Here is a 20,705-nt window from a genome sequence, read left to right as displayed (position 1 = left end):
TTAGTTCGCCACCACGGTCTTGTTCGAAGAGATCACCGAGTCGCGCAGTAGTGCCGGGTATGCCCGATGAACCTGGGACGCGACCAACGCAGTGACGACCGCTTTGGCGGCGTCGAGCGGGATGAAGGCGGCGTTGGCAGACCAGGCGGCGACGAAGCTCATGTGTCCGCGGACCATCATTCCGACGATGCCGAACGCGTAGAGAACGACGACGCCGCCGAGAAGGTTGATGCCGATGCCTGCGATGATCCGGTACTTGGGCAGCATCTTGGCAGTCAGCCATCCGATGACGAACGCCGTCGGGATCCAACCGATGAGGAATCCGGCCGTCGGGCTCGAGAGAGACACGAGTGCGGTGCGACCGCCGGCAAGGACGGGCAATCCGACCAATCCCAGGGCGATGACCGTCAAGACTGCGAGAACACCCTTGCGCGGTCCGAGCAGAGCGCCGGCCATCATGACGCCCATGGACTGAAGCGTGATGGGTACACCGGAGATACCGATGTTGATCGACCCGGGAAGGCCCAGCGCGATGATGAGTGCGGCGAAGACGGCTACATGCGCGAGATCGCGAGCGGGGAAACGGGTCGTAGACACTGCGGACGTGCTCCTTCGGCGTACGGGATGGAACTTCGCGAGCTTACGCCAGGAGCAAGCTCCGATGGGTTGGACACCTGACCTGCGTGAGGGCTGGTCTCGGGGTGAACCCTGATCTTTACCTGAACTTGCCGCTGAGCTGCTGCTTTGTCACGCCAGACCTGTCAGGCTGGTTCTACGGACGACGCAGCACCTGTCCGATTCGACTGATTATTCAACGGCACGTTGGAGGTAAGCATGTTTTGGAAGATCGTTTTGGCCGTCGTACTGGTGTGGGTCGCACTTGCGGTGGTCGGTGCGCTGATCAAGGGGCTTTTCTGGGTCCTGGTGGTCGGCGCTGTCGGTTTCGGAATCTACTTCCTGGTGAAGGCGATGTCGGGAAGTGACGACAATTCCCACGCTTCGCGGTTCTGACGGGCAAGATCTGCCCTATGGAAAACTTCCCCGAGGACTGGCAGCGCGCGATTGTCATCGTGGCGCATCCCGACGACATCGAATACGGCGCAGCCGCGGCAGTGGCGCAGTGGACCGATCGCGGTAAAGATGTGCGATACGTCCTGGCCACGCGCGGTGAGGCCGGAATCGCCGGTCTGTCGCCCGAGGAGTCCGGCCCGGTCCGCGAGGAAGAAGAGCGTCGCTCGGCCGCGATCGTCGGTGTCAGTGAGGTGGAGTTCCTCGGTCTACCCGACGGTCGTCTCGTGGAAGGCTTGGAGTTGCGCTCGACTCTCGCCGCGGCAATTCGTCGCCACCGCCCGGAATTGGTGGTGACGATGAACTTCTCCCACACCTGGGGACCTGGCTACCTCAACAGCGCGGATCACCGAGCACTCGGGATCAGCGTCCTGGACGCGACCGCTGATGCGGCGAACGAATGGATCTTTCCGTCATTGACGGCTCAGGGACTGGCGCCGTGGTCCGGCGTGCGGTGGGTTGCGGTCAATACGATGACTCCCACACACTGCGTCGACGTGACGTCGACGGTCGATCGCGCCGTGGATTCGCTCGCGGAACATGCGCGATATCTGGCGGCGTTGAGTTCCACGCCGATCCGGGAACAGGCGCGCGCACAGATCGACATGGTCAGCGGACCGAAGCCCGGTTTCGACGCCGAGCGCGCAGTTGGTTTCGAGTTGTACTATTTCTGATGATCGCTGAGCGAGAGAACTCGCAAGTCCCGACGGGATTACCGGTGACTTGTCCGGTATTGTGTTACACACGATGGTAATCCGTAACGCAGATGACTCACTTGCCCCTCGCAAGGCAGATGGTCAGCGCATCCCCAGCCGCGAGATCGACGACGTGATTCTCGACGCAGCAAGGTCGTGTGTCCTCGATTTCGGAATGCAACGAACCACACTTGCGGAGATCTCCCGTCGAGCCGGCGTGAGCCGACCGACGGTCTACCGGCGATGGCCGGACACACGAGCCGTCGTCGCGGATCTGCTCACCCGGGAGATTCGATCAGTGCTGCCAGAGGTGGCGTTCACCGGGTCTGCGGGCACATTGCTCGTGGAAGCTATCGGTGACGTCGTCGGCCAGATTCGCGATCATCCGCTCTTCGTGAAGATTCGCCACGCCGATCAAGAGTTGCTCACCACCTACATCGTGGACCGACTCGGCGCGAGCCAGAAGTCGATTCTCGAACTGATCACTTCCGTCGTCGCTGCCGGTCAACAAGACGGTTCGATTCGCGAGGGAAGCGTCAACGAGATTGCGGCGATGGTTCTGCTGATGGCTCAGTCCGTCGTCATCTCCGCACCGACTCTCGAGCCGGAACTCTCGGCCGACGCGTCGGTCGAGCAACTTCGACATGCGGTCGCTGCGTATCTGGCACCTGCAAAGAATTCGGGAGAATAGCTGTGGACCTTCGGGATTCGGCAGGCGGCGATTCAGCTCTCAACGCACAGCGGCGTACTCGTGAACTCGAGCAGTTCGCGAACGGCGATTCGGTTGACGTCCTGGTTATCGGCGGCGGAATCACCGGTGTCGGTGTCGCTCTCGACGCCGTGACTCGAGGGCTCAGTGTTGCGCTGGTCGAAAAGCACGACCTCGCATTCGGCACTAGCCGCTGGAGTTCGAAACTGGCACACGGCGGCCTTCGGTACCTCGCCTCCGGCAATGTCGGTATAGCGCGTGAAAGTGCGGTCGAGCGCGGCATTCTCATGACGCGCACCGCGCCGCATCTCGTTCGCGCCATGCCTCAACTCGTACCGCTGTTGCCCGAAACATCGTTTTTCGGGAAGGCCCTGGTGCGTACCGGTTTCCTGGCCGGTGACGCTCTGCGTATGTCGGCGCGAACCCCAGCGTCGGTTCTACCCCGATCACGGACGGTCAGCGCTGCTCGAGCGCGCGAATTAGCTCCCGCGGTCAAGCGAGAGAACTTACGTGGCGCCTTGACCGCGTTCGACGGGCAGCTCATCGACGACGCCCGCCTCGTCGTCGGCATCGCCCGAACCGCAGCGTCATACGGCGCGCGAATCCTGACCCGCGTCGGTGCATACGACGTATCCGGAACGTCGGCCACCTTGCGCGACGAGTTGACCGGGTCCGAGTTCTTGATGCGTGCCCGCGTCGTGGTCAATGCGACCGGTGTCTGGGCTGATCAGGTCGACTCCAGCATCACCCTGCGCCCCAGCCGCGGGACGCACCTGGTGCTCGATGCCGCGCGATTGGGGAACCCCACTGCAGCACTGACCGTGCCGATTCCCGGCGAGACCAACCGCTTCGTCTTCGCCCTGCCCGCGCAGCTCGGCCGGATCTACCTCGGGTTGACCGACGAAGCAGCGCCGGGACCGGTGCCAGACGTGCCGACGGCGTCCGAGGACGAGATCGACTTCCTTCTCGACACCGTGAACACGGCGTTGGAAGTTCCTCTGACCCGTGAGGACGTCCTGGGGACCTTTGCGGGTCTGCGTCCGCTGTTGGACACCGGTGAAGGCTCGACGGCCGACCTCTCTCGCAATCACGCTGTAGTCCGTTCGGACTCGGGCTTGGTCACGGTAGTGGGCGGAAAACTCACGACGTACCGCAAGATGGCCGAAGACGCCGTCGACGCCGCGGTCGAGGTCGGGTCGCTGAGCGCCGGAGCGTGTCGGACACGCGCGTTGCCGCTGGTAGGCGCTGCATCACCGGCTGAATTGAAAAAGATCAAGGCACCCGCGTCATTGGTGGCGCGATACGGCACCGAGGCTGAGGTCGTGGCCGCGGCGAGCAGCGATCGACTCCGGTCGGTTGCGGACTTGGAGATCTGCGGTGCAGAGTTCGATTTCGCGGTATCGCATGAAGGCGCCCTCGATGTCGACGACGTCCTTGATCGCAGGACGAGGATCGGATTGGTGGCTTCGGATCGCGAACGCGCACTGGGTGCGGCGGAACAGGCCTTTCACTCGGTGTGACACTCTGATCCGGTGCGTGTAGCCGTTGTTGCCGGGCCGGACCCGGGTCATGCTTTTCCCGCAATAGCGTTGTCGCTGGCGTTGATCCAGGCCGGCGACGAACCGATCCTGTACACAGGGACCCGGTGGGTCGAGGCAGCGCGAGCTGCCGGCGTGGAAGCCGAGCCGCTCAAGGGCTTGGCTCCGCGGCCGGGAGACGACGATCTTGATGCAGGCGCTCGGATTCATTCGCGCGCCGCCTATATTTCCACCGAACTGCTTCCCGACCTGAAATCCGTCTCCCCGGATCTCGTCGTCTCCGACATCCTCACTGCCGGAGGCGGATTGGCCGCCGAACGACTCGGCATCCCCTGGGTGGAACTCTCGCCTCACCCGCTTTACTCACCCTCGCGCGGTCTGCCGCCGATCGGCAGCGGGCTCGCGCCCGGCGTCGGAATTCGTGGTCGACTCCGCGATACCCTGATGCGCGCAGCGACCGGACGTTCGATCAAGCAAGGGTTGGCCCAGCGCTCCCACGCTCGCGTCGGTGTCGGGTTGCCCGCTCTCGATCCCGGTCCGCAAGCCCGGCTGATCGCAACACTTCCGGCGCTGGAAGTGCCTCGCCCCGACTGGCCGGAGCACGCACACGTCGTCGGCCCGCTTCTCTGGGAGCCGACCGAGGTCATTCTGGATCCACCGCCAGGTGACGAGCCGCTGGTCATGGTGGCGCCGTCCACGGCGCACACCGGGGCAGTGGGAATGTTCGAGGGCACGGTCGAGGGACTCGGCGGCGCCGGTGTCAGGCTGATCGCGTCGATGCTCGACGGAGCAGAAGGCGAGCATCCCGATTGGGTTCGTGCAGGTCTCGGACGCCAGGACGCGATGCTGCGCGACGCGTCGGTATTGGTGTGCGGCGGCGGGCACGGCATGTTGGCGAAGGCCTTGCTGGCCGGCGTGCCGACGGTCGTCGTTCCCGGGGGCGGGGACCAGTGGGAGTTGGCCAATCGCGCTGCGCGGGCAGGGACGTCGGTGATCGTGCGGCCCGCAGATGCCCAGTCGATTCGCGATGCCGTACTGCAGGTGCTCTCCGACAGACGATTCGCGGACGCTGCGAAGTTTGCTGCCGCGACTGCGTCGCAGGTCACCGATCCGGTGGCGGTGTGCCGACAGGTGGTCAACGGTGGTGTGACGGCGTGAGCATGGTGCGCCTGAATGCAGGTGCACCGCTCTGTGGACTACGGTTGCGGCTGTGCGGTTGACCGAATTTCATGAAATGGTGCGCGAAGAGTTCGGGCAGGTACGAGGCGACTCGATGTTGATCGACCATGTACTCCAGAGTCTCGACGGAATGACTGCCGCGGAGGCTGTCGAAGCAGGCTGGGAGCCTCGCGAAGTGTGGCGCGCGCTCTGCGTGGAGTTCGACGTACCCCCCGCCCGCCGCTGATTCTTCGGCGTGTCGAACGTCTCTCGTCTTCTGTTCGAACACGTGTTCGTCTATGCTGAACCTGTTCGGTGGTGACGCTCTTTTCGTAACTGCGAACTTTCGGTGTTCTACAAATGCGGTGTTTCACGAACGCGGTGATCGGCAAGCGCGAAAGCAAGATCGAAAAGTCTGTCGGTGGCCGGATCTACTCTGATCGCAACACACCAACAGGGTCGGCTCAGGCAGGCGCTGAAGAGACGGAGTCTGCTCAGGCAGGCACTGAAGACTGAAACAAGGATGGGGATCACGATGGCACCACAGGCACCTGATCGGGACAAGGCACTCGACCTCGCGTTGGCGCAGATCGACAAGAACTTCGGCAAGGGTTCGGTGATGCGCCTGGGTGAGGGTGTTCGTCAGCCCATCGCCGTCATTCCCACCGGTTCCATCGCGCTCGACGTCGCGCTGGGTATCGGCGGACTGCCGCGTGGCCGCGTCATCGAGATCTACGGCCCGGAGTCCTCGGGTAAGACCACCGTGGCACTGCACGCAGTTGCCAATGCTCAGGCCAACGGCGGCATCGCGGCGTTCATCGACGCGGAGCACGCACTCGATCCTGACTACGCAGCCAAGCTGGGTGTCGATACCGACGCGCTTCTGGTCTCGCAGCCCGATACGGGTGAGCAGGCTCTCGAGATCACCGACATGCTGATCCGTTCGGGCGCCCTCGACATCGTCGTGATCGACTCCGTGGCCGCTCTTGTTCCTCGCGCCGAGATCGAAGGCGAGATGGGTGACAGCCACGTCGGCCTGCAGGCTCGACTGATGAGCCAGGCGCTGCGCAAGATCACCGGTGCCATGAACAACTCGGGCACCACCGTCATCTTCATCAACCAGCTTCGCGAGAAGATCGGCGTGATGTTCGGTTCTCCCGAAACCACCACCGGTGGTAAGGCACTGAAGTTCTACGCTTCGGTCCGCCTCGACATCCGTCGCATCGAGACCCTCAAGGACGGTACCGACGCAGTCGGTAACCGCACTCGCGTCAAGGTCGTCAAGAACAAGGTCGCTCCGCCGTTCAAGCAGGCCGAGTTCGATATTCTCTACGGCCAGGGCATCAGTAAGGAAGGCTCGCTCATCGACATGGGTGTCGAGCACGGGTTCATCCGCAAGTCCGGCTCCTGGTACACCTACGAAGGTGACCAGTTGGGTCAGGGCAAGGAAAATGCTCGTAAGTTCTTGCTGGAGAACACCGATATCCGTGACGAGATCGAGAAGAAGATCAAGGAAAAGCTCGGTATCGGTGCTGACGTCACTGCAACCGACGAAGCTCCCGCCGACTTCTGAGTTCAGTCATGAGCTTCGACGACGGTGACCACGGCGAGAATGCTCGTGAAGAGTACGACGCTCCTCGGCGTCGATCCCGTCAACGCTCCGAGAAACCGTCGCAACGTGCGGAAGGTGGTACGGAGGCGCAGGCCAAAGACGCTTGCCTGCGCCTCCTGACCGACCGGGCACGCAGCCGCTCGGAACTGGAAACCAAGCTGAGCGGGCGCGGCTTCGAGCCCGAGATCATTACCAAGGTCCTCGATCGACTCCAAGAAATCGGGTTGATCGACGACGCAGACTTCGCAAACCAATGGGTTCATTCGCGGCACACGTACTCGGGCAAGGGAAAGCGTGCGCTTGCAGTCGAGTTGCGGCTCAAAGGAATCGACCAGGACGTCGCTTCCGAAGCTCTGTCGCAGATCGATCCCGAAGACGAGCGCGAGCGCGCAGCAGATTTGGTTCGGCGCAAGCTGAAGAACAAGCCGATCGACGATCGTGACAAGGTCACGCGTCGACTGGTCTCGATGCTCGCGCGCAAAGGATATTCAGCGGGGATGTCGTACGAGGTGGTCAAAGCAGAGATGGCTGCCGCAGAGTCGTAGGCAACACATGTCGTAGGCATCGAATACCAGGAGCGGGGTGTGTCACCGAATTCGGTGACACACCCCGCTCCTCGCGTCAGTGGAACAGCAGGTCGATCAGCTCACGGCTTGGTCAGGTCCATACCCGGTACCGAAACCGCTGGGTCGGCAGACGGAGCCGCGATGGGGCCCTTGCCCTTTCGCTTGCCGGAACGCAGGCGCTTCTCCACCTTGGTTGCCAGGAAGGTAAGCGCGGAGTTGAGAGCGATCATGATCGCGGCAACCACGATGAGCGCCGGCAGGAAGTTTCCGTAGAAAGTGCCGAGCTGTTGGGCCTGACGTACCAGCTCGACATACCCGATCAGGTAACCGAGGGCGGAGTCCTTCAGCGCCACGACCATCTGTGAAATCAGTGCCGGCAGCATGGCGGTAACCGCCTGGGGGAGCAGGATCGTCACCATGATCTGCGTCTTGCGCATCCCCAGCGCCTTGGCGGCCTCACTTTGCCCACGCGGGAGTGAGTTGATCCCGGCACGGACGATCTCGGCGATCACTGACCCGTTGTACAGGGTAAGACCCACGACGACTGCCGCGAGTGCAAGGTACTTCGACTTGAAGACTTCGTATTCGGCGAACACCTGATACGAGAAGATCATCAGAATCAGAACCGGTACTGCTCGGAACAGTTCGACGATGACGCCGCAAATTTTCCGGATGATGTTGTGCTCGGAGAGTCGGCCGATACCCAGGGCAGAACCGAGGATGAGCGCGAAGACGATGGACATCGCAGCCGCGATCAATGTCCCGCGGATACCGGGTATCAGATACGTTGTCCACGAGGTGGATTCGAGGAACGGATCCCACTTCGCTGCTGTCAGCTGGCCCTTTTCGTCGAGTGCGCGGTAGATGACGTACCCGATCGCGACCATGAGTGCAGCGACGACAAGGGACGCGAATCGGTAGAGATTTCGCGCTCTGGGGCCCGGCGCGTCGTAGAGGACTGTTGCGCGGTTGCTCATCGTGAAACCTCGAATCGCTTGCTCAGCTTGCCGAAGATCAAGCCCATGGGAAGTGTCAGGATCACGAAACCGACAGCGAAGATTCCACCGACGACGAAGATCGCGGCTTCGTTTTCGATCATCTTCTTCATCAGCGCTGACGCTTCGGATACGCCGATCACCGCGGCGATGGTCGAGTTCTTGGTCAGTGCGATCAGCACGCTACCCAGCGGCGCTGTGACCGCGCGAAATGCCTGAGGCAGGACGATCAGCCGAAGATTTTGGGCAAACGACAGACCGAGTGATCGGCCCGCTTCGGCCTGGCCGACGGGAACGGTGTTGATTCCCGATCGAAGTGACTCACACACGAACGCTGCGGTATAGACACTGAGTCCGAGCACTGCGAGTCGGAAGTTGTTGTCTGTCAAGAACGTCGGTGAGTCCGACTTTGCGAGATTGACTCCGAGCGTCTGCGACAGACCGAACAGACAGAACAGCAGAATCAGTGTCAGGGGGGTGTTGCGGAACACGGTCACGTACGCGGTACCCAGGAATCGGGCGACCGGAACCGGTGACACGCGCATGGCCGCGATCAGGACACCGATGATGACGGCGCCGATCGCGGAGAAGAACGTCAGCTGGATCGTGGTCCAGAAGGCTTCCAGAATCTGGTCGCCGTACTTGCTCAGAAGGTTCACTTGCCGTCTCCCCAGATCACGGGATCTCCGTTGGTGGCGTCACGCGCTGCGGCTCCCGAAGTGGGGAGCCGCAGCGAGATTGACGGTGAAAAAAGCAGGTCAGTAACGATCAACGGTGGGCGGGGCCGGGATGGGGTAGCCCGAAGCACCAACGGTGTTGTTGAAGGCTTCTTCCCACGCGCCGGTGGAGATCATCTTCTCGATGGCATCGTTGATCTTGCCGCGACCCTCGGAATCGTCCTTGGCCAGGCCGACGCCGTACTTTTCGGTCGTGAACGGTTCGCCGACGACCTTCAGCTCTCCTGGGTACTGGGCAGCGTAGCCGGCGAGGATGATGTCGTCGGTGGTGACAGCGTCGACAGCGCCGTTACGCAGAGCTTCGACACAAGCGGAGTACGTGTCGAGCGGCTGGAGCTGGACGTCCTTGGCGTAGTTGTCCTGGATGTTCTGCGCCGGAGTCGAACCCGACACCGAGCAGAGCTTCTTGCCGCCGGTGAGCGAATCGGGGCCGGTGATGTCGGTGTTGTCGGAGCGAACGAGCAGCGACTGGCCCGCGATGAAGTACGGGCCGCCGAAGCTGACCTTCTCCTTGCGCGTGTCGGTGATCGAGTAGGTCGCGACGATGTAGTCGACCTCGCCGTTCTGGATCAGGGTCTCGCGCTGGGCTGACGGCGATTCCTTGAAGGTGATGCCTTCGGGCTTCACGCCGAGTTCGTTTGCGATGTAACGGGCTACCTCGACGTCGAAGCCGGAGAAGGTGCCGTCTGGGTTGCGCTGACCGAGGCCGGGCTGATCGAACTTGATGCCGACGGTGAGAGTGCCGTCGGAAGCGCTCTCGGTGATCGACTTGTTCTCCTCGCCGCCGCCACAGGCAGTGGCAGCGAACGCGATGGCCATGATTCCGATTCCGAAACGGACGGAACGATTGATCTTCATGAAGATCCTCTCAGTTGTCGACACACGAACAGTGCAGTCGAGATGAACGGTGCAGCCGAGGTGAACGGTGCAGTCGAGCAAGTTGTCTTGTGGACGAGGACAGAACTGTCGGAGGGGAGACTGTAATCAGTGCGTGAGGATCTTGCCGAGGAAGTCCTTGGCCCGATCCGACTTGGGATGGGTGAAGAACTCTTCGGGCGTGGTGTCTTCGACAACCTGGCCGTCAGCCATGAACAGCACGCGATCGCCGGCCTTGCGCGCGAAGCCCATCTCGTGCGTGACCACGAGCATGGTCATGCCTTCCTTCGCGAGGGAGGTCATGACGTCGAGGACCTCGTTGACCATCTCGGGGTCGAGTGCGGAGGTGGGCTCGTCGAACAGCATCACCTTCGGCTGCATCGCAAGGGCGCGAGCGATCGCGACACGCTGTTGCTGACCGCCCGAAAGCTGCGCCGGGTACTTGTCGGCCTGATTGGCGATACCGACGCGTTCGAGCAATGCCTGCGCGGTCTTCTTGGCGTCTTCCTTCTTGGCCTTGCGGACCTTCATCGGTGCGAGCATGACGTTCTCGAGGATCGTCTTGTGCGCGAACAGGTTGAACGACTGAAAGACCATCCCGACGTCGGCGCGAAGTGCAGCAAGTGCTTTGCCCTCTTCGGGGAGCGTCTTGCCGTCGACGGCGATCGTGCCCGAGTCGATGGGTTCGAGGCGATTGATGGTGCGGCACAGAGTCGACTTACCGGAGCCCGACGGACCAAGGACGATCACCACTTGGCCCTTGGGTACCTCGAGATTGACCTCTTGCAGGACGTGAAGTTCCCCGAAGTGTTTGTTCACCGAGGTCATCGAAATCATGGATGTGGAATCGCCGGAGGTGGTCGGCGTCGTCGCATCGTCGGCTTGGGTCATAAACGAGAACCTTAGGCGTAGTTTGCGTCGACGCCCGTGATTTCGCCATGGTTCTTGCCATATGTAATGGAAATTTTACTGTGACGACGTTTATGTCGCGTTTCGGCTGTTTATCAGGGCGTTATCACACGTCGTAGTGGACGTGAGCTAGGCTGAAGCGTGTCACTGATCGACGAAATGTCCCCTGCACTTCCACAGCCGACTGCAGTTCCGGAACCGACGGCAGATTTCGAGCCGACGGCGACGCCTGTTCGCACCTACGAGGTGCGGACGTACGGCTGTCAGATGAACGTCCACGATTCCGAGCGACTGTCCGGTCTGCTCGAGGATGCCGGGTATTCGAAGGCGGAGACCGGAAGCGATCCTGATCTTGTCGTCTTCAACACGTGTGCGGTCCGCGAGAACGCGGACAACAAGTTGTACGGCAACCTCAGCCAGCTCGCCCCGAACAAGGAGGCGAACCCCGACATGCAGATCGCGGTCGGTGGGTGCCTGGCGCAGAAGGATCGTGACACCGTAGTCAAGAAGGCGCCGTTCGTCGACGTCGTCTTCGGCACCCACAACATCGGCTCGCTTCCCGCGTTGCTCGACCGCGCGCGCCACAACCAACGCGCCGAAGTCGAAATCCTCGACGCGCTGGAGGCCTTTCCGTCGACGCTGCCGGCCAAGCGCGAATCTGCTTACGCGGGTTGGGTTTCCATCTCGGTCGGTTGCAACAACACGTGCACGTTCTGCATCGTTCCGGCCCTGCGTGGCAAGGAAGTGGATCGACGTCCCGGCGACATTCTGGCCGAGGTGCAGGCACTCGTCGACGAGGGTGTCTCGGAAGTGACCCTGCTCGGGCAGAACGTCAACGCCTACGGCGTGTCGTTCGCCGATCCGGAACAACCGCGCGATCGCGGAGCCTTCGCCTCGCTCTTGAAGGCATGTGGACACATCGACGGTCTCGAACGGGTGAGGTTCACATCGCCGCACCCGGCAGAGTTCACCGACGACGTCATCGAAGCGATGGCAACCACTGCCAACGTCTGCCCGCAGCTGCACATGCCGTTGCAGTCCGGTTCGGACAAGGTTCTGAAAGCGATGAAGCGCTCGTACCGCAAGTCGAAGTACCTCGGGATCATCGAGAAGGTGCGCGCCGCAATGCCGCACGCCGCCATCACCACGGACATCATCGTCGGATTCCCGGGGGAGACGGAAGAGGATTTCGAGGAAACGCTGGACGTCGTGCGTAAGGCGCGATTCTCCAACGCCTACACCTTCCAGTACTCCAAGCGCCCGGGCACGCCGGCGGCGGAGATGGCCGATCAGCTTCCCAAAGAGGTTGTCCAGGAACGCTACATGCGATTGCTCGCGGTTCAGGAAGAAGTGAACATCGAGGAAAATCGCAAACTCGTCGGCACCGAGGTCGAACTCCTGGTGGCAGCGGGGGAGGGTCGGAAGAACGCAGCGACTCACCGTCTCAGTGGTCGCGCGCGAGACGGCCGCCTGGTGCATTTCCGCCCCGAGGGAAACCTCGACGGCACAATCCGACCCGGTGACGTGGTGACGGTCGTCGTCACCCACGGAGCCCCTCATCACCTCGTGGCAGATGACGGAGTGCTCACGCACCGTCGGACCCGCGCCGGTGACTCGTTCGACAAGGGCATCACACCCAAGACCCCGCCCATCGGCGTAGGTCTCGGGCTACCGAAGATCGGTGCCCCGGCCCCACAACCCGTCCAGATGGGATGCAACGCATGACCTCGCAACACGAGAACACGACACCACAGCCCGGCGACGACGCCTTCGAGGGCTACCGCAAGGATCTCGACGACGCGGAACGCAAGGTCGCGGGAGAAATCGATCCAGGTGCGCGCGCCATGGTCGTCGCAGTTGCGGTGCTCGTGCTGGTCGGCACGCTTGCGCTGCCCCATGCGGGAGTTGCGAACGGCTGGGATGTGCTCGCGTACAACCAGGATGCGGAAAGCGAACGGATTGCACTGTTCTCACGCTTGTTCGTGTGGTTCGTCGTCGTCTTCGGCATCGGATTCTCGATGCTCGCACTCGTGACGCGTCGCTGGAGTCTGGCGTGGGTCGCGCTGGCCGGCAGCGCCGTGGCGAGTGCTCTGGGAATGATGGCCGTCTGGTCACGTCAGACCATTCCCGCCGGTTTCAACGTGGCCGGACCGTCGATCGGGCTGATCATCGGATGGTTCGCCGTCGTGTTCTTGACGTTCCATTGGCTCAAGGTGGTCTGGACACGAACCAACATTCAGCTCGCTGCGGAGGAACAACGCCGGATCGCTGCGGCTGAAGCCGAGAAGCATCAGGAATGGAACGTCGGCTGACACAGCAGGCCGTCTGTACAAAGCGCAAGACAATGCCGGCTGACTCCTTTCGGAGTCAGCCGGCGTTTTGTTGTCTTGGCAGCTCGTCGTCGATTACTCGTTGACGGCGCTTTCGGCAGCTTCGGCCCACTCACGCCACTGCTTTGCCTGAGCGAGAGCCTTCTCGGCGTCCTTCGTCTTGCCGGCAGCCTGAGCCTTGGCGGCCTGCTCCTCGAACTGGCTCACCCGCTCCTTGAACTGTGCGACTCGGGCAAGTGCTTCCGGATCGGTACGACGCCACTCGGCGTCGACAGCATCGCGCACCTTGGTTTCGATGGCCCGGAGCTTCGCTTCGAGTTCCTGCATTCGGTCGCGCGGCACCTTGCCGATCGCGTCCCACTTCTCCTGCAGGTCGCGCAGCGCTGCACGAGCATTCTCGAGTCCGTGCGCCGGATCGATGTTCGCGTTGGCAGCGAGCAGCTCTTCCTTTGCAACCGCGTTCTGCTCGAATTCGGCATCGCGCTCGGATGCAGCAGCGTTGCGCGCGGCGAAGAACACATCCTGCGCGCCTTTGAAGCGCTTCCACAGGTTGTCGTCGGCCTCGCGCGGTGCGCGGCCGGCAGCCTTCCACTCGCTGAGCAGATCGCGGAATTCTCCAGCGGTCTGCCCCCATTCAGTGGAGGTCGACAGCTTCTCGGCGCGCTCGACCAGTTCTTCCTTCGTCGAACGGGCGCTCGCACGATCTCGGTCGAGTTCGGCGAAGTGGGCTCCACGTCGTCGGTTGAAGGACTCGCGAGCCTTGGAATACCGCTTCCAGAGTGCGTCGTCGACCTTGCGGTCGATTCCGCGAATCGTCTTCCACTCGTCGAGAATCTCGCGCAGTCGATCACCCGCGGTCTTCCACTGGGTCGACTCCGAGCCGATCTGTTCGGCCTCGACAGCGAGGGCCTCCTTGCGGGCGGTGCTGGCCGCGCGAGACTGTTCCTTCTCTTCCTTCGCGTGCGCTGCGGCCTCGTCGGACCCGGCGACGATCACGTCGAGTCGTCGGGCCAAAGCGTCGAGGTCACCGATCACGGCAGCGGTGGAGAGGGATTCGGACAGAGCGATGGCGGCAGCCTTGGTCTTCTTGGCGTCTCCGGCGCCCGACGTCAGTCGCGCCTCGAGTAGCGAGACCTCGGTCGCGAGGTCGTCGTAGCGACGACCGAAATGGGCGAGACCCTCGGCGGCATCCCCGGCCTGCCACGATCCGATCTGACGTTCACCGTCAGCGGTCTTCACCCAGGCGGTCCCGTCTTCCTCGACGCGTCCGAACTTGCTCGGGTCGCTGGCCGGTGCGGCGGTGACGGCATGCGAGGCTGCTGGGCCGGGGCGAGGTGCTCCGGGGCGGGGTGCACCGGGGCGTGGTCCACCAGGTTTGGGCGCGCCGGGTTTGGGTGCTGCCGGGCTCGGGCTGGCCGAACTGCTGTCGGCGCCGGTGGTGGGTTCACTGTTCTCGGTCATCGGTCCTCGTCTCTGCCGCGCGTCACGGCTGCCTGATCGCATTCCTGGTTCCATTGAACCCGGTACTCACGTTCTCCGACTATTGAATCAGGTAAGAGGGTGTGAGGTCGCCACCTCGGGGTCGACTAGCGTGGCAGCTGTGTTGACTTCCGCTGTTCTCGTCCCCTCGGCGCCGTTGCTCGTGCCGGAATTGTCCGGTGATTCGGCCGAGTCCGCTCAGGTGCGTGCTGCAGCGACAGCCGCCGTGCGCCGGCTCTCTGAGGAGGCGGTTCACTGGGTGGGCGTCGGTGTCGACTCCGAGAATGCGGCGGGCGAACTCTGGCGATCGGGCGTCGGACATGCGCAGATCGGAACATTTGCGGGATTCGGCGCCGATGTCCGGACGTCCCTGGACGCGGATGCGACCGGCGAACCGGTGCAATCACTCGAACTGTGCGCCCTTGTCGCCGGCTGGCTGCGTGCCCGAGCAGACGAGGAGATCACCGTCGACATGCACGCCGTCAGTGCAGAGGCGTCGGCGAATGAGTGTCGTGAATTCGGGAAGCAGCTGCGCAAGCAGCTCGACAGCGACAACCGACCGCAAGGGCTTCTGATCGTGGCTGACGGTGCGTCCACGCTGACGGCAAAGGCGCCCGGAAGCTTCGACGAGCGCGCCGCGGGCGTGCAATCGGCCATCGACGATGCCCTGACCACCGGTGACCCGGAGGCGCTTCTTGCTCTCGATCCGCAGCTCTGCCGGAGTGTCGGAGCCCAGGGGCGCGCGGCGTGGCAGGTCCTCGCCGGTGTCTTTACGAGCTCGTCTCCGTCAGCCCATCCTCGCTCGACGGTCGACTACACCGATGCGCCGTTCGGCGTCGGCTACCACGTCGGGACGTGGCGGCCGTGAACGTCCCTGAAGACCTTCGCCCGATCGCAGTTGTCGGTCCGACGGCGTCGGGAAAGTCCGATCTCGCGTTGGCACTGGCCGAGGAGTTCGGCGGAGAGATCATCAACATCGACGCGATGCAGCTCTATCGCGGCATGGATATCGGGACCGCCAAACTGACGCCTGCCGAGCGCTGTGGGATTCCGCATCACCTGCTCGACGTTCTCGACGTGACGGAGACGGCCACCGTCGCGCGTTATCAAACCGACGCGATCGCGATCGCCGAGGATCTGATCGCGGCGGGCAAGGTTCCGGTGATCGTCGGCGGATCCATGATGTACGTCCAGTCGTTGCTCGACGAATGGTCTTTTCCGGCAACGGATCCCGAAGTTCGCGCGAAGTGGGAAGCAGTGCTGGCCGACGGTGGGGTCGGTGCGGTGCATACGGCGCTTGTTGCTGCTGATCCGGTAGCGGCGGCGTCGATACTGCCTACGGACGGCCGGCGGATAGTTCGGGCGCTCGAGGTCGTCGAGCTGACAGGTCTGCCGTTCGCGGCCTCGGCGCCGCAGATCGGTGACCCTCGTTGGGGAACCCGCATCATCGGCGTGGATCGGGATACGGAAGAACTCGACAGACGGATTCGGTTGCGAACCGAGCTGATGTTTTCGGGTGGGCTTGTCGACGAAGTTGCCGTGCTGGTCGAGCAAGGATTGCGTGAGGGCGTCACAGCGCCGCGAGCCATCGGCTACGCACAGGTGCTCGCACATTTCGACGGTGAATACGATCTGGCCGAAGCACTCGAACGGACGTTCATCGGGACACGGCGCTACGTTCGACGCCAACGCTCATGGTTCCGTCGCGACGCACGCGTGCACTGGCTCGACGGTGCCGATCCGGAGCTGGCTCGCTCGGCCTTCTCTGCACTTGCAGATCGCGGTCTGTAACACGATCGAGCCGATCAGCTATCTTACAGTTAGCTCTTTCGCGATCCATCCGTTTCGCGATCGACGGACTGGAGGACATCGAACATGGCGCAGAGCGGGACGCGCGCGCGACCGAAAAGCCGACGCGCGAGTCGGCTGCCGCTTCTCCTGCTGCTCGTCACATTTCTCGCGGTGGGCGGCGTGCTGATCTATTTTGCGGTGAGTGCCGCCGGGAAGCCCGTCAGCGCACCCGTTCCCGAAGCGCCATTCGACGTGGGAGCCCCAACCGACCCACAGGCGACATGGGCGCCCGCGCCGACGGACTTGCCGCCGAACACGCTCGCGATTCCTGATCTGGATGTGCAAGCCGACATCGTGACCAGCGGGTTCGGCGCCAACCGCGGAATGATCCTTCCGCATCCTGACAAGGTTTCGCATTTCACCAACGGTGTGCAGTTCGGATCGTCGGAGGGCACCAATCTTGTTGCCGGCCACGTCGACGACGGTGATCGCACGCACGGCGCCTTGTGGGCGCTGCACCAGATGAAGCCCGGAACACCGATCTACGTGAGCGACGATGCCGGAACGATGTTCATCTATCACGCAGCGAGCCTGAAGCTGTACGAAAAGGTGGCTTTGCCGGCCGAGTTCTTTTCCGAAACGGGTGCGCCCAGGCTGGTCCTCGTGACCTGCGGCGGCGCGACGGTGCCGGACCCCTCGTTGCCGTCCGGATTCACGTACGAACAGAACGTTGTGGTCACCGCGTCACCTGCGTAAGTCGGTCGGTAGGTCCGGATAGGATGGCGACCATGGATTTCAGTAAGGGCCACGGAACGCAGAACGACTTCGTTGTTCTCCCTGACCTCGACGTACGGATCGATCTCGAGCCGGCACGAGTGTCAGCGTTGTGTGATCGCCAGCGTGGTCTCGGCGCCGACGGCATCCTTCGTGTCGCTCGCGCGGGCGCACTTGCGGACGCCGGCGTGCTCACCGCACTTCCCGACGGCGTCGCTGCAGAAGACTGGTTCATGGACTACCGCAACAGCGACGGCTCCATCGCGGAGATGTGCGGAAACGGCGTTCGGGTATTTGCCCATTACCTCAAGGCGTCGGGCTTGGAGAGCAAGGACGAGTTCGTGGTCGGCAGCCGCGCCGGAGCGCGTCCGGTCGTGGTGCACGGCTACGACGCCACGCACGGTGACGTGACCGTGGCGATGGGCCGGATCAAAGAACTCGGCACCAGTTCGGCAACAATCGACGGCCGCGTCTTCGCCGGAATCGGCATCGACGTCGGTAATCCGCATTTGGCATGCGTCGACGAGCACGTGACGGCAGAAGTGTTGAGTGCGCTCGATCTGAGTGTTTCTCCGGGCTTCGATCCCGGGTTCTTCCCGCACGGGGTCAATATCGAGATCGTGACGCCGATCCACGACGGCGGGGTCCACATGCGGGTACACGAGCGTGGTGTGGGCGAGACTCGTTCCTGCGGAACCGGAACGGTCGCAGCTGCGGCCGCGGCGCTGAAGTACGACGGCAGCGACGAAGGTTCGGTGCTGGTGCGCGTGCTCGGCGGCGAAGTGCAGGTCACCGTCGAAGGCGGTGAAGGGTCTTTGCGGGGGCCCTCGGTTCTGGTGGCGAACGGGACGATCAGCGACGCCTGGTGGCAATCGCTCGTGTGATATCGCCCGCGGGAAATACGCCTGCAGGAAATACGGATGCACCGTGCCCAGGTTTCGTGGGACCATGGATCTTGTATGACGAACACACATGAAAACGAAGAGTCCACCGCTCACGAGCAGTCCGAGTACGCGCAAGCCGAATACGCGGCAGATTCTGCATCGGGCAACCCGTCGACCGGTGAGATGCAACTCGCAGATCGCGGCGCCCTGCGCCGCGTGGCCGGTCTGTCGACCGAGCTCGAGGACGTCACCGAAGTCGAGTACCGCCAGCTTCGACTCGAAAGAGTTGTCCTGGTCGGCGTCTGGACCCAGGGAACCGCCGAGCAGGCCGAGGCGAGCATGACCGAGCTGGCCGCACTTGCCGAGACGGCCGGCTCGGAGGTTCTCGAAGGACTGGTTCAGCGCCGCGACAAACCTGACGCTGCCACCTACATCGGTTCCGGCAAGGCGCAGGAACTGCGCGAAGTTGTCCTGGCGACCGGTGCCGACACCGTCGTCTGCGACGGCGAGCTGACGCCGGCGCAGCTCACGGCGCTGGAGAAGATCGTCAAGGTCAAGGTCATCGACCGGACGGCTCTGATTCTCGACATCTTTGCTCAGCACGCGACTTCCCGTGAGGGTAAAGCCCAGGTGGCTTTTGCTCAGATGGAGTACATGCTCCCGCGTCTGCGTGGTTGGGGCGAGTCGATGTCGCGCCAGGCCGGTGGCCGTGCCGGTAGCAACGGCGGTGTGGGTCTGCGTGGTCCCGGTGAAACGAAGATCGAGACGGACCGTCGCCGTATTCGTGAGCGCATGGCAAAACTACGCCGCGAGATCAAGGGCATGAAGGCCGCTCGCGACACCAAGCGCACACGTCGATTGCAGAGCGACATTCCGTCGATCGCCATCGTCGGATATACCAACGCGGGCAAATCGAGTCTGCTCAATTCGCTCACCGGATCCGGTGTGCTCGTGGAGAACGCGTTGTTCGCCACCTTGGACCCGACGACGCGCCGCGCAGCACTCGACGACGGCCGCGAGTACGTACTCACCGATACGGTCGGCTTCGTGCGACACCTGCCGACTCAGTTGGTCGAGGCATTCCGCTCGACTCTCGAGGAAGTAACCGACGCGGATCTGCTTCTGCACGTCGTCGACGGTTCGGATCCGTTGCCGACAGAACAGATCAAGGCTGTGCGGGAAGTCGTCACCGATGTTCTGCGCGAGACGGATTCGAAGGCTCCGCCGGAGTTGATCGTGGTCAACAAGATCGACGCGGCAGATCCGGTTACCTTGACGCAACTACGTGGTCTGTTGCCTGGCGCCGTGTTCGTCTCGGCGCGGACAGGCGAGGGAATCGCTGAACTGCGAGCACATCTCAGTGAGGTGCTGGTTCGACCGGAGGTCGAGGTCGACGTGCTGGTGCCGTACACGCGGGGTGACTTGATGGCTCGAATCCACTCGGACGGAACGATTCTGGAATCGACGCACGAAGAGGCCGGAACGCGGGTGCACGCACGTGTGCCACAGATGTTGGCCTCGGCATTGGTCGAGTACGCACCTAGTGCGTAATTTCGGGGCCGTGGTCGCGGTGATCGCGGCGACTACGGCAACCGTATTGCTTCCCGGAGCACCCGCACAGGCATCGTCGTTCGAACCGAGCGAGTTCGCCCCACTGTGCACACCTACGGATCCTGCGCTCCAGGAGTTGTCGGGGATGGTCGTCGTCGACGATCGGATCTACGCGATGGGCGACGGCGGCAGTGACGACTTCGTATTCGAAATGGACCTGAACTGTGTTGTCCAGAAACAGATTCCGGTCCCGATTGATCCCTACGACGTCGAAGATCTTGCGGTGAGTGGTCGAACGCTCGTTCTGTCGGACACCGGTGACAACCTCCGAACCCGCGAAACGGTGGCGTTCATCACGATGGACCTCGATTCCGGTGACGGTACGTTGCACCGCCTCACATACCCGGACGGAGCGCACGACACCGAATCGATTCTCCTCGACCCCGATGGCCACGTCTTTGTCGTGACCAAGGAATTGTTCGGCGCCAGCAGTCTCTACACACCGGTCGGGGGTCAGAAGCTGAGTGACTTGGCACAGCCAGGCCCGACGCCGCTCGAGCGCGTCGGAGCCGTGTCTGTCGGACCGGAGAAGCCAGTGTCGGTGATGTTCACCGGGGGAGCGGTGTCGTCGGACGGTTCGGCAATCGCGCTCCGGAGCTACTCCGATCTGTACCTGTACGAAGTCGTGGACGGCGGAATCGGCGCGACGCTCACCGATACCGAACCGCTGCGGATCCCCCTCCCGACGGAGCCGCAGGGCGAGGCCGTGGCGTTCAACGACGCGGGCGATGTTCTGATCGGATCGGAATCTGCGGGTGGAGCTTTGCCGCCGGTTCACGTGATGCGCGCGCTCGTGGAAGCGACCGAATCGACGGCTGACTCGTCAGGCGATTCGGTCGGCGTCGGCGTCGATCCGTGGACATTCGCGTGGGCCGGATTAGCCGCGGCAGGATGCGCGATAGGCGGTGTGGCGCTCGTGAGATCTCGACGACGCCGCTGATTCGCCTCAACTCCGTGAATTCGCGGACTGCCG

At 62.9% G+C, this 20,705-nt stretch carries 22 protein-coding genes; 16 read left to right on the top strand and 6 right to left on the bottom strand.

What is annotated here, in order from left to right; genetic code table 11:
- Window positions 1–597, bottom strand: coding sequence for a biotin transporter BioY (locus DBV08_RS29725; protein ID WP_007735162.1), 597 nt, complete (start codon window positions 595–597; stop codon window positions 1–3).
- A 237-nt stretch (window positions 598–834) separates the two neighbouring features.
- Between DBV08_RS29725 and DBV08_RS32465 the strand changes: the two genes are divergently transcribed.
- From DBV08_RS32465 to recX, 8 genes are all read left to right on the top strand, one after another.
- Window positions 835–1,011, top strand: a complete 177-nt coding sequence (locus DBV08_RS32465) for a hypothetical protein (protein ID WP_166809567.1) — start codon at window positions 835–837, stop codon at window positions 1,009–1,011.
- A gap of 17 nt (window positions 1,012–1,028) precedes the next feature.
- Entirely contained in the window at window positions 1,029–1,742 is a 714-nt protein-coding gene (locus DBV08_RS29720; RefSeq protein ID WP_019748191.1) for a PIG-L deacetylase family protein, read from the top strand.
- A 73-nt stretch (window positions 1,743–1,815) separates the two neighbouring features.
- A complete protein-coding gene (locus DBV08_RS29715) occupies window positions 1,816–2,454 on the top strand; it encodes a TetR/AcrR family transcriptional regulator (protein ID WP_095970573.1) in 639 nt (212 codons plus the stop codon).
- A gap of 2 nt (window positions 2,455–2,456) precedes the next feature.
- Entirely contained in the window at window positions 2,457–3,992 is a 1,536-nt protein-coding gene (locus DBV08_RS29710; RefSeq protein WP_095970572.1) for a glycerol-3-phosphate dehydrogenase/oxidase, read from the top strand.
- 12 nt (window positions 3,993–4,004) lie between these two features.
- Window positions 4,005–5,168: a glycosyltransferase gene (locus tag DBV08_RS29705; RefSeq protein WP_124569760.1), complete on the top strand. Its 1,164-nt coding sequence runs from the start codon at window positions 4,005–4,007 to the stop codon at window positions 5,166–5,168.
- 52 nt (window positions 5,169–5,220) lie between these two features.
- Window positions 5,221–5,415 carry a DUF3046 domain-containing protein gene (locus DBV08_RS29700; RefSeq protein ID WP_003942185.1) on the top strand — a complete coding sequence of 65 codons (195 nt, stop codon included), beginning with the start codon at window positions 5,221–5,223 and terminating at the stop codon, window positions 5,413–5,415.
- 288 nt (window positions 5,416–5,703) lie between these two features.
- Window positions 5,704–6,741, top strand: a complete 1,038-nt coding sequence (gene recA / locus DBV08_RS29695) for a recombinase RecA (protein ID WP_007735170.1) — start codon at window positions 5,704–5,706, stop codon at window positions 6,739–6,741.
- An 8-nt stretch (window positions 6,742–6,749) separates the two neighbouring features.
- The gene (gene recX, locus DBV08_RS29690; protein WP_124569759.1) at window positions 6,750–7,325 is read left to right on the top strand and encodes a recombination regulator RecX; all 576 of its coding nucleotides are present in this window, start codon (window positions 6,750–6,752) and stop codon (window positions 7,323–7,325) included.
- 101 nt (window positions 7,326–7,426) lie between these two features.
- Here the strand turns inward: recX and DBV08_RS29685 are convergent, their stop codons facing one another.
- The 4 genes from DBV08_RS29685 to gluA all read right to left on the bottom strand — a co-directional run bounded on the left by DBV08_RS29685 (window position 7,427) and on the right by gluA (window position 10,791).
- Window positions 7,427–8,323 (bottom strand): amino acid ABC transporter permease, encoded by an 897-nt coding sequence (locus tag DBV08_RS29685; protein WP_007735172.1) that lies wholly within the window; start codon window positions 8,321–8,323, stop codon window positions 7,427–7,429.
- A complete protein-coding gene (locus tag DBV08_RS29680) occupies window positions 8,320–9,000 on the bottom strand; it encodes an amino acid ABC transporter permease (RefSeq protein ID WP_019748198.1) in 681 nt (226 codons plus the stop codon). Before DBV08_RS29680 ends, DBV08_RS29685 begins: the two co-directional genes overlap by 4 nt.
- 99 nt (window positions 9,001–9,099) lie before the next feature.
- Window positions 9,100–9,936: a glutamate ABC transporter substrate-binding protein gene (locus tag DBV08_RS29675; protein WP_020907523.1), complete on the bottom strand. Its 837-nt coding sequence runs from the start codon at window positions 9,934–9,936 to the stop codon at window positions 9,100–9,102.
- 126 nt (window positions 9,937–10,062) lie between these two features.
- Complete coding sequence (gene gluA, locus DBV08_RS29670; RefSeq protein WP_095970742.1) at window positions 10,063–10,791, bottom strand: glutamate ABC transporter ATP-binding protein GluA; 729 nt, start codon at window positions 10,789–10,791, stop codon at window positions 10,063–10,065.
- 213 nt (window positions 10,792–11,004) lie between these two features.
- On the opposite strand from gluA, the gene miaB reads away from it, so the two are divergent.
- Both miaB and DBV08_RS29660 read left to right on the top strand, forming a co-directional pair.
- The gene (gene miaB, locus DBV08_RS29665; RefSeq protein WP_124569758.1) at window positions 11,005–12,588 is read left to right on the top strand and encodes a tRNA (N6-isopentenyl adenosine(37)-C2)-methylthiotransferase MiaB; all 1,584 of its coding nucleotides are present in this window, start codon (window positions 11,005–11,007) and stop codon (window positions 12,586–12,588) included.
- Entirely contained in the window at window positions 12,585–13,175 is a 591-nt protein-coding gene (locus tag DBV08_RS29660) for a hypothetical protein (protein WP_124569757.1), read from the top strand. Before miaB ends, DBV08_RS29660 begins: the two co-directional genes overlap by 4 nt.
- Before the next feature lie 93 nt (window positions 13,176–13,268).
- On the opposite strand, the gene DBV08_RS29655 is transcribed toward DBV08_RS29660, so the two are convergent.
- Complete coding sequence (locus tag DBV08_RS29655) at window positions 13,269–14,654, bottom strand: DUF349 domain-containing protein (RefSeq protein ID WP_095970567.1); 1,386 nt, start codon at window positions 14,652–14,654, stop codon at window positions 13,269–13,271.
- 139 nt (window positions 14,655–14,793) lie between these two features.
- On the opposite strand from DBV08_RS29655, the gene DBV08_RS29650 reads away from it, so the two are divergent.
- The 6 genes from DBV08_RS29650 to DBV08_RS29625 all read left to right on the top strand — a co-directional run bounded on the left by DBV08_RS29650 (window position 14,794) and on the right by DBV08_RS29625 (window position 20,672).
- Window positions 14,794–15,540: a class III extradiol dioxygenase subunit B-like domain-containing protein gene (locus tag DBV08_RS29650; RefSeq protein WP_124569756.1), complete on the top strand. Its 747-nt coding sequence runs from the start codon at window positions 14,794–14,796 to the stop codon at window positions 15,538–15,540.
- Window positions 15,528–16,463 carry a tRNA (adenosine(37)-N6)-dimethylallyltransferase MiaA gene (miaA, locus tag DBV08_RS29645; RefSeq protein WP_124569755.1) on the top strand — a complete coding sequence of 312 codons (936 nt, stop codon included), beginning with the start codon at window positions 15,528–15,530 and terminating at the stop codon, window positions 16,461–16,463. Before DBV08_RS29650 ends, miaA begins: the two co-directional genes overlap by 13 nt.
- Window positions 16,464–16,547: 84 nt before the next feature.
- Complete coding sequence (locus DBV08_RS29640; protein ID WP_124569754.1) at window positions 16,548–17,219, top strand: class F sortase; 672 nt, start codon at window positions 16,548–16,550, stop codon at window positions 17,217–17,219.
- Window positions 17,220–17,251: 32 nt separating this feature from the next.
- Window positions 17,252–18,121, top strand: coding sequence for a diaminopimelate epimerase (dapF, locus tag DBV08_RS29635; protein WP_124569753.1), 870 nt, complete (start codon window positions 17,252–17,254; stop codon window positions 18,119–18,121).
- Window positions 18,122–18,196: 75 nt separating this feature from the next.
- Window positions 18,197–19,672 (top strand): GTPase HflX, encoded by a 1,476-nt coding sequence (gene hflX / locus DBV08_RS29630; RefSeq protein ID WP_124569752.1) that lies wholly within the window; start codon window positions 18,197–18,199, stop codon window positions 19,670–19,672.
- Between the two features lie 10 nt (window positions 19,673–19,682).
- Window positions 19,683–20,672 carry a hypothetical protein gene (locus tag DBV08_RS29625; protein WP_260395813.1) on the top strand — a complete coding sequence of 330 codons (990 nt, stop codon included), beginning with the start codon at window positions 19,683–19,685 and terminating at the stop codon, window positions 20,670–20,672.
- The last annotated feature ends 33 nt before the right edge of the window (window positions 20,673–20,705 follow it).

This window comes from Rhodococcus sp. KBW08 (assembly GCF_003852455.1).
Lineage (GTDB): Bacteria > Actinomycetota > Actinomycetes > Mycobacteriales > Mycobacteriaceae > Rhodococcus_F > Rhodococcus_F baikonurensis.
Note: the sequence above shows the minus strand (reverse complement) of the source record. Positions and strands in the feature narration are given on the sequence as shown.

Excerpts from the sequence above, each read along its gene's own strand:
- DBV08_RS32465 (WP_166809567.1), top strand. The coding sequence starts at position 835 with ATGTTTTGGAAGATCGTTTTGGCCGTCGTACTGGTGTGGGTCGCACTT.
- DBV08_RS29655 (WP_095970567.1), bottom strand. The coding sequence starts at position 14,654 with ATGACCGAGAACAGTGAACCCACCACCGGCGCCGACAGCAGTTCGGCC.
- DBV08_RS29715 (WP_095970573.1), top strand. The coding sequence starts at position 1,816 with ATGGTAATCCGTAACGCAGATGACTCACTTGCCCCTCGCAAGGCAGAT.
- DBV08_RS29660 (WP_124569757.1), top strand. The coding sequence starts at position 12,585 with ATGACCTCGCAACACGAGAACACGACACCACAGCCCGGCGACGACGCC.
- gluA (WP_095970742.1), bottom strand. The coding sequence starts at position 10,791 with ATGATTTCGATGACCTCGGTGAACAAACACTTCGGGGAACTTCACGTC.
- recA (WP_007735170.1), top strand. The coding sequence starts at position 5,704 with ATGGCACCACAGGCACCTGATCGGGACAAGGCACTCGACCTCGCGTTG.
- DBV08_RS29675 (WP_020907523.1), bottom strand. The coding sequence starts at position 9,936 with ATGAAGATCAATCGTTCCGTCCGTTTCGGAATCGGAATCATGGCCATC.
- dapF (WP_124569753.1), top strand. The coding sequence starts at position 17,252 with ATGGATTTCAGTAAGGGCCACGGAACGCAGAACGACTTCGTTGTTCTC.
- DBV08_RS29685 (WP_007735172.1), bottom strand. The coding sequence starts at position 8,323 with ATGAGCAACCGCGCAACAGTCCTCTACGACGCGCCGGGCCCCAGAGCG.
- DBV08_RS29720 (WP_019748191.1), top strand. The coding sequence starts at position 1,029 with ATGGAAAACTTCCCCGAGGACTGGCAGCGCGCGATTGTCATCGTGGCG.
- recX (WP_124569759.1), top strand. The coding sequence starts at position 6,750 with ATGAGCTTCGACGACGGTGACCACGGCGAGAATGCTCGTGAAGAGTAC.
- DBV08_RS29640 (WP_124569754.1), top strand. The coding sequence starts at position 16,548 with ATGGCGCAGAGCGGGACGCGCGCGCGACCGAAAAGCCGACGCGCGAGT.
- hflX (WP_124569752.1), top strand. The coding sequence starts at position 18,197 with ATGACGAACACACATGAAAACGAAGAGTCCACCGCTCACGAGCAGTCC.